Source organism: Butyricicoccus sp. (genome assembly GCF_050872565.1).
Lineage (GTDB): Bacteria > Bacillota > Clostridia > Oscillospirales > Butyricicoccaceae > Butyricicoccus_A.
Genome location: NZ_JBNMHC010000038.1, coordinates 1 through 11,088 on the forward strand (window position 1 = coordinate 1; position 11,088 = coordinate 11,088).

At 48.4% G+C, this 11,088-nt stretch carries 10 protein-coding genes and 1 tRNA gene; 8 read left to right on the top strand and 3 right to left on the bottom strand.

Going from position 1 to position 11,088, the window contains the following annotated elements; all coding sequences use genetic code 11:
• Positions 1–1,126: ferrous iron transporter B (feoB, locus tag ACR0P9_RS03040; RefSeq protein WP_432617375.1), on the top strand; the 1,126-nt coding region annotated here is incomplete at its 5' end.
• Between the two features lie 42 nt (positions 1,127–1,168).
• Positions 1,169–1,366, top strand: coding sequence for a FeoB-associated Cys-rich membrane protein (locus tag ACR0P9_RS03045; RefSeq protein ID WP_432617376.1), 198 nt, complete (start codon positions 1,169–1,171; stop codon positions 1,364–1,366).
• Between the two features lie 198 nt (positions 1,367–1,564).
• Here the strand turns inward: ACR0P9_RS03045 and trmB are convergent, their stop codons facing one another.
• Positions 1,565–2,305, bottom strand: coding sequence for a tRNA (guanosine(46)-N7)-methyltransferase TrmB (gene trmB, locus ACR0P9_RS03050; RefSeq protein WP_432617377.1), 741 nt, complete (start codon positions 2,303–2,305; stop codon positions 1,565–1,567).
• Between the two features lie 116 nt (positions 2,306–2,421).
• On the opposite strand from trmB, the gene malQ reads away from it, so the two are divergent.
• The 3 genes from malQ to ACR0P9_RS03065 all read left to right on the top strand — a co-directional run bounded on the left by malQ (position 2,422) and on the right by ACR0P9_RS03065 (position 4,849).
• A complete protein-coding gene (malQ, locus tag ACR0P9_RS03055; protein ID WP_432617378.1) occupies positions 2,422–3,933 on the top strand; it encodes a 4-alpha-glucanotransferase in 1,512 nt (503 codons plus the stop codon).
• 20 nt (positions 3,934–3,953) lie between these two features.
• Positions 3,954–4,607, top strand: a complete 654-nt coding sequence (locus ACR0P9_RS03060) for an HAD family hydrolase (protein WP_432617379.1) — start codon at positions 3,954–3,956, stop codon at positions 4,605–4,607.
• A 166-nt stretch (positions 4,608–4,773) separates the two neighbouring features.
• Positions 4,774–4,849, top strand: a tRNA-Gly gene (locus ACR0P9_RS03065).
• Between the two features lie 111 nt (positions 4,850–4,960).
• Here the strand turns inward: ACR0P9_RS03065 and ACR0P9_RS03070 are convergent.
• The gene (locus tag ACR0P9_RS03070) at positions 4,961–6,133 is read right to left on the bottom strand and encodes an NAD(P)-dependent malic enzyme (RefSeq protein ID WP_432617380.1); all 1,173 of its coding nucleotides are present in this window, start codon (positions 6,131–6,133) and stop codon (positions 4,961–4,963) included.
• A gap of 398 nt (positions 6,134–6,531) precedes the next feature.
• A complete protein-coding gene (locus tag ACR0P9_RS03075; protein ID WP_432617381.1) occupies positions 6,532–7,872 on the bottom strand; it encodes an MATE family efflux transporter in 1,341 nt (446 codons plus the stop codon).
• A 245-nt stretch (positions 7,873–8,117) separates the two neighbouring features.
• Between ACR0P9_RS03075 and ACR0P9_RS03080 the strand changes: the two genes are divergently transcribed.
• The 3 genes from ACR0P9_RS03080 to ACR0P9_RS03090 all read left to right on the top strand — a co-directional run.
• Positions 8,118–9,509, top strand: a complete 1,392-nt coding sequence (locus ACR0P9_RS03080; RefSeq protein WP_432617382.1) for an S-layer homology domain-containing protein — start codon at positions 8,118–8,120, stop codon at positions 9,507–9,509.
• 261 nt (positions 9,510–9,770) lie between these two features.
• Positions 9,771–10,523 carry a CRISPR-associated endoribonuclease Cas6 gene (cas6, locus tag ACR0P9_RS03085; RefSeq protein ID WP_432617383.1) on the top strand — a complete coding sequence of 251 codons (753 nt, stop codon included), beginning with the start codon at positions 9,771–9,773 and terminating at the stop codon, positions 10,521–10,523.
• Positions 10,524–10,528: 5 nt separating this feature from the next.
• Positions 10,529–11,088 (top strand): hypothetical protein (locus tag ACR0P9_RS03090; protein WP_432617384.1); only part of this gene is annotated, 560 nt, incomplete at its 3' end.

Here is an 11,088-nt window from a genome sequence, read left to right on the forward strand (position 1 = left end):
GATTCTGGACGGTATTGTTGCCGGTGTCGGCGCGGTTCTGGGCTTTGTGCCGCAGATGCTCGTACTGTTCATCTTCTTGGCATTCCTGGAGGCTTGCGGCTACATGGCTCGTGTTGCCTTCATCATGGACCGTATTTTCCGCCGTTTTGGTCTGTCCGGTAAGTCCTTTATTCCGATTCTGATCGGTACCGGCTGCGGCGTTCCGGGCATCATGGCTTCTCGTACCATCGAGAATGAAAAAGACCGTCGTATGACGATTATGACCACGACCTTTATTCCGTGCGGCGCAAAGACTCCGTTCATCGCCATGGTTGCAGGCGCAATCTTTGGCGGCGCAGCATGGGTAGCAACTTCTGCTTATTTCCTTGGCATCGCAGCAATCATTTGCTCCGGCGTCATTCTGAAGAAGACTAAGATTTTTGAAGGCGATCCGGCTCCGTTCGTTATGGAGCTGCCGGCATATCATATGCCGACTGTAGGCACCGTTCTCCGCAGCATGTGGGAGCGCGGCTGGTCCTTCATCAAGAAGGCAGGCACCATCATCCTGTTGTCCACCATTCTCGTTTGGTTCACTACTTACTTTGGATGGGTAGACGGCAGCTTCGGTATGCTGACATCGGATCAGATCGACTGCTCCATTCTGGCTAAGATCGGCAATGCGATCTGCTGGATCTTCGCACCGCTCGGCTTCGGCAATTGGCAGGCAACTGTCGCTTCCATCACCGGTCTGGTTGCAAAGGAGAATATCGTAGGTACTATGGGTATCCTGTATGCTAATGGTGCTGGCACCGTATACCAGAACATGGCAGCTACCTTCACACTGGCAAGCGGCTATGCATTCCTGGCATTCAACCTGCTGTGCGCTCCGTGCTTCGCAGCAATGGGTGCGATCCGTCGTGAGATGAACAACACCAAGTGGTTCCTCGGTGCAATCGGCTATCAGTGCGGTCTGGCTTATCTGGTAGGTCTGGTTATCTATCAGGTTGCTAGCCTGTTTGGCGGCAAGGGCTTCGGCATCGGCACCATCGCAGCTATCGTTGTGATTGTTGCGTTCTTCTTCCTGCTGCTTCGTCCGAGCAAGAAGGCAGAAGTAAAGAAGAGCACACTGGCGGTTGACGCAAAGTAAATTTCGTGCGAAAATAAAAATACGATCGAAGGAGGAAGAAATATGACCTGGCTCATGCAAAACATCGGTACAATTGTTGTACTGCTTGTCCTTGTTATCATTGTAGCGGCTATTGTTCACAAGCTGTATTCGGACAATAAGAAAGGCATTCATTCCTGCGGCGGTCACTGCGGAGGAGGCTGCCCGGGGTGCTCATCCTGCGGCGGCAGCTGTTCTTCCTGCTCTGCGCACAAGAAATAAACAATGCTGATACAGCATAAAACCACAAGACGGCATGGAATTTTCCATGCCGTCTTTTTTTCTTACTTGTATGAAAATGGTATATTGGCGAAAAAAGATGCGAAAAAACGTCCAAAAACAGACAAGAATGCTGTTTCTGGACGTATCGTACAAAAATATTCGGATAAACCTTGCTATTGTTGGTGAAAAATGATATAATTAAGCCTGCGAGGAGCCGAAAGACGGTGCGACAGAGCCGCGGGCCTTCTGAGCGAGCTGCTGTGCGGTGCGCGGCGGCGTATGTGCACGCGTGAGCGTGTCCTCATCGCGACGGCTTGCCTCCAGACGGTAAATGCGGAAACCTTCCTTGGAGAATTTTTCTTCGTATTCCGTCATAATATTTTCTTGGTCGCTGTTGTGCAGATCCAGACAAATATTCTGAATCAGCCAGCCGTAGCTGCACATCTCTTCCAGTGTGAACTCGAACAGATGCTGGTTGTCGGTCTTAAAATGAACCTGACCGTTCTTGGCGAGCACGCAGTCGTACAGAGCTAAGAAATTGGCGTGGGTCAGACGGCGCTTGCGCTGACGGTTCGGCGGCCATGGATCAGAGAAATTGAGGTAAATGCGGTCAATTTCTCCATCGGCAAAGATGTCGGTCAAACCGGCGGCATCGAAGTCCAAAAACTGGAGGTTCGGGAGCTTCAGCTCCATAGCCTTTTCGGTCGCCATAATCAGAGCGCCTTCCTCGCGTTCAATGGCGAGATAATTGATGTCTGGATTCCGGCGGGCGGTTTCAATGATGAAACGGCCTTTGCCGCAGCCAATTTCCAGATGAAGCGGGTTGGTGTTGCCAAACAGCGCACGCCACTGCCCCTTGTGCTGTTCCGGATCGGAGACCAGCACCGGCGCACAGTTTGCCAGACGGGTGTCCAGATTCTTTTTCTTTCTCATCCGCATAGGGAATACTCTCCTTTGATAATCATGTCAAATATACGGTTTTTCTGTAATGATTATAGCGGAATTATCGTAAAAATGCAATTCGTTTGCAAAATAAATAGAGATAGGGTGTTATTATGTTTCAGAGATCTAGTGGTGTTGTTCTGCATATTTCTTCCCTTCCGTCTCCATATGGTATCGGAACCTTGGGCAAGGATGCATATGATTTTGTCGATTTTCTGCGTGACGGCGGTCAGACCTATTGGCAGGTTTTGCCGCTCGGACAGACCGGCTTTGGTGACAGTCCGTACCAGTGCTTCTCCGCCGCCGCAGGCAATCCGTATTTTATTGACTTAGATATGCTCAAAGACATGGGACTGCTCAGCGAGCAGGATTTGCACGATGCCGATGTCGGACACAATCCGGATCGTGTAGATTATGAGCTGCTGGCACAGACGCGCCTGCCAATTTTGCATCGCGCCTTTGACCGCGCACAGAACTCCATGATTCAGATGGGTAAGATGGATGCGTTCCGCCGAGAGAATAAAGACTGGGTGGAAGACTATGCCATGTTCATGACGCTCAAGAAGCATTTTGACCAGAAGGCGCTGTGGGATTGGGACGATGCTGCCATCAAGCACAGAGATCCGGAGGCAATGCGCAAGTATTCGTTTGAACTCAAGCATGAAATTGATTTCTATGTATTCATGCAGTACCTGTTTTTTGCACAGTGGGAAAAGCTGCGTGCCTATGCCAACAAGCAGGGCATTCAGATTATCGGTGATATTCCGATTTATGTTTCGCCGGACAGCTGTGATGTGTGGGCACATCCGGAGATGTTCCAGGTAGACGGCGATTTGAAGCCGCACGGTGTAGCGGGTGTTCCGCCGGATTATTATTCTGCAACCGGTCAGCTGTGGGGCAATCCGACCTATAATTGGAAGGTCATTGAGGATGACGGATTCAAGTGGTGGATCTGGCGTGTGCGCCGCAATCTGGCTCTGTTTGATGTCACCCGTATTGACCATTTCCGCGGCTTCCAGGCGTATTGGGAAGTGCCGGAGGGCGAAGATACTGCCATTAACGGAAAGTGGAAGAAGGGCCCGCGTATGAAGCTGTTTAAGGCAATTCGTGCGGCACTGGGCGACGTACCGATTATCGCGGAAGATCTAGGAGATATTGACGACGCGGTGCGCAAGTTCCTCAAGAAGAGCGGCTATCCGGGAATGCGCGTGATGATTTTCGGTATGCGTGCGGATGAGAACAACGATCATATTCCGTTCAACTGGCCGAAGAACTGCGTGGGCTATACCTCTACGCACGACTCGGAGACCGTTGTCGAACAATTTATGGATAAGTGCAGCGATGCAGACCGCGATGTCATGCGCGAATATCTGCGCACATCGGATAGAGAGCCGCTCGGTTGGAGCGCTATTCGCACGGCATTTGCCGCTCCATGCGACATTGCCATGACGACGATGCAGGACTTGCTGTCTCTGGGCGCGGATGCGCGCATGAATACGCCGTCCACGCTGGGCGGAAACTGGAGCTGGCGTGTGCGCCGCGATGCCATCAATAAGGATGTCTCCGGCTTCCTGCGCCGCGCGACCTATGGCGGAAAGCGTCTGAATCCGCTGACACAGAGATAAACGAAAGAAGGACGTCATTTTTGAAACAGGCAGTAATTTTTGATTTGGATGGGACTTTACTCAATACGTTGGGCGACCTGCGGGCGGCGACAAACCATGCATTGGCCGTGCGCGGGCTGGCTCCGCGTTCTATGGATGAGATCCGACGCTTTGTCGGCAACGGGATTCGCCTGCTCATTTGTCGGGCGATGCCGGAAGGAACATCGGATGCAGAAATAGATGCTGCGTTGGAGGATTTTAAAGCGTACTATGCGGCACATATTCATGACCATACCGTGCCGTATGACGGCATTCCGCAGCTGCTCACGGCGCTGAGAAAGCGCGGCATGAAAGTGGCGGTGCTGTCCAACAAGATTGACTCTGCTTCACAAGAGCTGATTGCGTATTTCTTTCCGGGAAAGACGGATGTGGTCTTTGGCGAGCACGTCGGCGTGCCGCGCAAGCCAGACCCGACGTCCTGCCGGATGGTGATGCAGCAGCTGGATGTGCAGCCGGAGCAGGTACTGTATGTCGGGGATTCGGGAACCGATATGCAGACGGCGAAACATGCCGGATTGTATGCTGTCGGTGTGACATGGGGCTTCCGCAGCCGAGAGGTGCTAACGGAAAATGGCGCGGACGTCCTAGTAGACAGCCCGGAACAGATTCTCCAAATCATCGATTCCAAAGGATAAATCGAGCAAAACGCTTGTCGGCGCGGCTTCGGAGTGGGAAGCTGCGCCGATTTTTTGTGTGAAAAGTTTTTTTAAAAAACTTTCAAAATTTTGTTGACAAAACGGGTATCATCGCGTATAATAAGTATCGTCGTCAGGGAACAGACGACAGACAAAAACAGAATATGCGGATGTAGCTCATCTGGTAGAGCGCCACCTTGCCAAGGTGGAGGTAGCGAGTTCGAGCCTCGTCATCCGCTCCAAGTTTTAGGACAGTCAAGAAATTGGCTGTCTTTTTTGTTGTGTTTCGAGAGAGGAAATATAAAAAAGCAGCCGCTCTATGTTTCATAGAACGGCTGCTTCATACAATTCGATTAGATTCTTGCTACACCGCTGTCGCGTGCTGCCTGAGCAACAGCTGCTGCAACGGCATCGCGAACGCGCGGATCAAATGCCTTCGGCATGATGTACTGTGCGTTCAGCTCTTCATCGCTGACAACATTGGCAATGGCATATGCTGCGGCGATTTTCATTTCTTCATTAATATCCGAAGCGCGGACGTCCAGAGCACCGCGGAATACACCAGGGAAGGCGAGGACGTTGTTGATCTGGTTCGGATAATCCGAGCGGCCACAGCCGACAACAGCGGCACCGGCTTCCAGTGCATCCTCCGGCATGATTTCCGGTGTCGGATTTGCCATCGGGAATACCATCGGATCCTTTGCCATGGTGCGAACCATATCCTTGGTCAGAACGTTCGGTGCGGACATGCCGAAGAAAATATCTGCGCCCGGCAGGACATCAGCCAGCGTGCCGCGCTTGTTCTCCGGATTGGTAATCGTTGCCATGTATGCCTGCTCCGAATTCATCTGCTCGCAGCCCTCATACAGAGCGCCGAACTTATCGCACATGATGACGTTCTTCAGACCCATGCTGACAAGCAGCTTGGTCACGGCGATAGCGGCAGCACCGGCACCGTTGACAACCATCTTGATGTCAGACAGCTTGCGACCGGTCAGACGGCACGCGTTAATCATAGCGGCAGCACAGCAGATGGCAGTTCCGTGCTGGTCATCATGGAATACCGGAATGTCGCAGCGTTCCTTGAGCTTGCGCTCGATTTCAAAGCAGCGCGGTGCTGCAATATCTTCCAGATTGATGCCGCCAAACGAACCGGAAATCAAAGCGACCGTATTGACAAATTCATCGACGTCTTTTGTCTTGACGCAGAGAGGGAATGCATCGACACCGCCGAATTCCTTGAACAGAGCGCATTTGCCTTCCATAACCGGCATACCTGCTTCCGGGCCAATATCACCCAGTCCCAGAACAGCGGAACCGTCAGTAATGACAGCTACCAGATTGTGACGGCGCGTATACACATAGCTCAGATCGACATCCTTCTGAATTTCCAGACACGGCTGGGCAACGCCTGGGGTGTATGCAATCGACAGATCGTCTGCATTTTCTACCTTGCAGCGAGAAATGACTTCAATCTTGCCCTTCCAATCGCGATGGGCCTGTAATGCTCTTTCTTTCTGATCCATAATGACCTCCACGGATTCATATTTTCTGATTCTTTTATTGTACCACTGTATCCTCGGAAACACAAACGCTATTTTTCATAAGCTCTGTTACAATTTATTCACAACTCTGTCATAAATTCTTTACGACATCGTGAGGATTCCTTCATAATTTTCCGGTAAAATAAAACCATCGAAAGCACAGAAGACAATGTACTAACTGCTCGCTCACATTGTCCATCGCTCCGCGGCGAGCAGACTAAAAGCATCTGCATCATAATAGATGCAGTCTCTATATATCTTTCTTTCACCTTTTTGTTTTTGAACTTTCCACCCTTTTTCTATTCTTTTATTCACCCTTTCTACCGCAAATACCCAGTTGAGCCGGATGCAGGAACATCCGGCTCAACGTCTTTTTGTGCTCAAATTTTCATACATCTGCGTGACACAGAGTGATAAATCAGACCGGCTGCCAATGCAGTCAGCAATTCGCTGATGCCAAAGGCGTACCATACGCCGACAGCACCGAGGACATGACTCAGAATAAAAGCTGCCGGAATAATAATGACAATGTATCGGCACAGGGAAATCGCCAGCGACGGCATACCCTGCGAGAGACCCTCTAAGGTGCCGGATGCTGTGACGGAAACCGCGGATACAATAAAGCCCAAGCTGATAATGCGCAGAGCTGTCGCGCCAATATCCAAGGTCTGTGTGTTGGTTGTAAACAGTCCCATCAGGGTCTGCGGGAAGAGCAGACACAGCACCATACCCACCGCCATAATCGATGCGATCAGGGTAAGAGATGTCGTATAGATGCGCTGTACGCGGTGATATTCCTTTGCGCCGTAATTGTAGCCGACCAACGGACGAATGCCTTGAATGATGCCGTTGGCAGACAGATACAGGAACGTCTGCAATTTATAATAAACGCCGAGAACCAGTACATAGGCCTGTCCGTATGCCGCTAAAATGCCATTGAGAGCGGAAATCAGGACGGATGGCAGAGCCATGTTGAGCGCCGCTGGAATACCAATCGAATACAAACGCACAGCTAAGCTCTTGTTCATGGAAAAGCCACGCAGCTGAATCCGGACACCCATCGGACGAAACAAATAAATGAGCAGATATACAGCCAAGGACAGCACTTGACCGATTCCCGTTGCGATTGCTGCACCTTCGATGCCCAATTGGGGCGCAGGACCGAGTCCGAAAATCAAAATAGGATCTAAGAGAATATTGCTGACACAGCCTACCATCATGCTGAACATGGAAACTTTCATCTTTCCGACAGACTGAAAAATTTTCTCAAAGGACACCGCCATAGAAATGACAAGGGAAAATAAAAGAACAATATTGGCATAGCGCAAACCGAGCTGTAAAACGGTTTGGTCTGACGTGAACATGCGCAGAAAAGACGGCATGACGGCAATGCAGCCAATTGTCAACAAAATGCCGTGCAGAAAATTGAGAAGAATGCCTTGTGTTGCGGCATCATTTGCCTTGCTCTCTTGCTTTGCGCCGAGATAATACGCAATGACAGCATTGATGCCAATGGCAAAGCCAATCGTCACCGCGTTGACCAGATTCTGAATTGGATATACCAGAGATAAAGCGGTCATGGCTTCTTCACTGATTTTGGCGACAAAAAAGCTGTCTACAATGTTATACAGCGAGTTGACCGTCATAGAAATAACCATTGGCAACGACATAGACAGCACCAAGGGAAGGATTTTTCGTTCTTTCATGAACGTCTGATTCAAATCAACCACCTCCGAAAGCAATAAAAAACCACACAGCTGAAAAACAACTGTGTGGCGAAAATAGACGATGCTAGAAAAATCCACTCTCCGTACAAGCGAGGTACGGTTTTATGTGGTTATTGTAGCATGTTTGGGATAGGGTGTCAAATTGTTTTCTTAACAATATTGTTACTTGTAAAAACAAGCATCTCCTGGTATACTGTTTACATAAAATGGTAGAACTGTATACCGAGGAGGTGCTGAACATGAAATGGAAAACGTATGCAGCCAGTCTCTTGCTGGGCGGATGTATTGCTGCGGCAGCGACCGCCGGGGCACTGGCAACCGACCCAATCAAAGAGGGAGAATTCGGCGATTATTTTATCTGTCACCCCGATTATGCCATTCAGGAAGTCAATTGGATCGATGGTTCGTATACCCACTATCAGTATGATAAGCAGGGCAATGTCACAGCATCGATTTCTCCGAACGATGTAACGCGGTATACCAATACCTACAACGAAAAAGGACAGTTGGTAAAAGACGAGTACACAGTTGATGACCAATTTACGGTTACGACATCCTATTGGTACGATGAGAACGGAAAGCTTGTTCGCGACAGAAGAGAGGAAACATTTGCATCGGGAAGTATTTCCGAATACACGTATGATGAACAGGGGAGAGTCATTGAAAACAATGTTTCTATTGACCATGATATGGCGAGAGACAGAGAAATCTACACGTATGACAGCACGGGCTATACGATAGAAGGAATCGAAAAATCCAATAGAGATGGTCAATGGGAATCTGTTATAACATGGAATACTCGAGCAACCTATGATGCATATGGCAACGTTGTCAAGAAAGATGCAACGTATTATAGCTATGATACTGGTGAGACCATTACGGATACAACGCGATATGAGTACACCTATAAAAATGGCAAAGTAACCAGTGTCGTGTGCTGTTCGGAAGGAGAATATGGCGACGAGTACGGCTATAAATATCTGTACGATGATGAAGGCATTCCGGTTGAAATTCAAGGATATACAAGTGAGGGAACATGGGAAAAGGAAGCAACCATTCAGTGCATTTCTAAAGCAGACCTTGCTAAGATGGTCTTTCCGGATGTTCCATTGAATGCTTGGTATGATCCATATGTTCGATATGCCTATGAACATCATCTCATGGCAGGCACCAGAACAACAACATTTGAACCGCAGATCTCTCTGTCTCGCGCGATGGTTACGCAGATTCTGTATAATCGCGCTGGCCAGCCAAGCGTCTCGCAGAAACCGGTATTTACAGATGTGCCAAAGAATGCATGGTATTTTAATGCTGTGCAGTGGGCGGCACAAAATCATATTGTTGGCGGTGTGGGAAACAACCAGTTTGCTCCAAATGCAAATGTGACGCGGGAACAGCTCGTGAGAATGCTGTACAGCGCACAGGGAGAGCCAAAGGTTACGCAAACACTGACGGGGTTTGAAGATACTGCTCAGATCTCTTCTTGGGCATCTGATGCAATGAACTGGGCGGTAGAGCAGGGAATTGTCCATGGCTCGGCACAACAGGGTAAGTTGTATCTGAATCCGAAGAGCGCAACAACCCGCGCGGAAGCCGCAACCATTTTTACAAAGTACGATCAGAACTTTTGATTGAATGCAAAAAGCCCTCTCAGAGAGAATTCTCCGAGAGGGTTTTGGTTTTCCAAGATGGAGCGATTAATTAGAATATGTTCATAACATACTATATCTTTACATTCCAATATGGTAAGAATTAAAACACATTATATTATCATACAGGAAGGCAGTTGATTTGTCAAATTTATTGTAAACATAATATATAGGAATAAGAATGCTTGTGCTTCACAGGAGATGGTGATATAATAGACGCAAGATGAAGATGAGGTGATGAGTATGCGACTGATGCTGCAATTACATACCGATTTACATGGAGAGACGCTTCCGATTGACTATCGCAGGTCAATGCTCAGTTTATTCAAACGGGCACTTACTGCGTATGCGGATGGAAAATATTTTGAAGAGTTTTACCAAGGAAACCATACTAAGGCATTTAGTTTTGCTGTGGGACTGCCCAAAGGGGTTCGATTTTCGAGAGATGTCATTGTTCTCCCAAAGCCGGAGGCAAAGCTTACCTTAACCGTGTCTACCGCAGACCCAAGAACGGCGGCGATTTTGAACAATGCACTTTTGACCATGAAGGGAAAGACACATCCAGTCAAAGATAATATCCTGCACATTGAAAATGTTGTTATGATTCCGGAGAAGCCAGTCAGCCAAACCGGTCATGTACTGCTGATTCGTATGTTAGCACCGCTGTGTGTGCGAGAACATACGGAACGTAAAGATCGGTACATCACGATAGAAGATGACGATTTTGCACAGCAATTCACGCGCGTCATTGCGTATCAGCTCAAAGATCGGACGGAATTTACAGAAGAAGAGAAACAGTCTGTTCAATTGATTCCATATGAGATGAAAAAGACTGTGATCCGCCATTATGGGCAAAAAATTGCTTGTTCTTTGGGGACAGCGGTTTTGACTGCATCGCCGCAGGTTTTGAATTATTTGTATCAGAGCGGTATAGGATCCAGACGATCTGCGGGATTTGGATTGTTTGATATTCTTACGATTTCGGAAGGAGGATAACGGCAGTGAAACAAACGTTGCAGCTCAACGATGCCCTGTATAATGCCGGATTGTTGGGTTTTGTTCGCGTTATGCAGCGGATGAAAATACCGCTGGAGAATGACAGAGGAACATCTCTGACTGTAGATTTGTCTATGTTTGAGAACGGGACGTTCACAAAGGCGTATCTGGACGAATTGTGTGACCGCTATCAATCGCAGACCAAATATGACAGATTGATGCAGGAACTTGAACCGTATACGCGAGAGAATTTAGAGATTCCAGACAAAAAGGACGAAAAATATAAAAAATGGGTCACTTCGGTCAAAATGAAGCTGGACAGTGCTTCTTATAAGGCTGCCTATGAAATCATTGCACAGGATGAACAAAGTCCCTTTGATTTTCGACCACTCATCCAGAAATGGAAATCATCCAAAGAACCGGTGCAGCAAATAGCGTGCGTGCCGGAGCTATATGAAAAATTGAAACAATATGGCAGGATTTTCGCACTGAAAGATATTGTATATAACTTTATTCAGCCATATTGGGGCGGTATTGCGTTTTTGAATAAGACAAAAAACAAAGA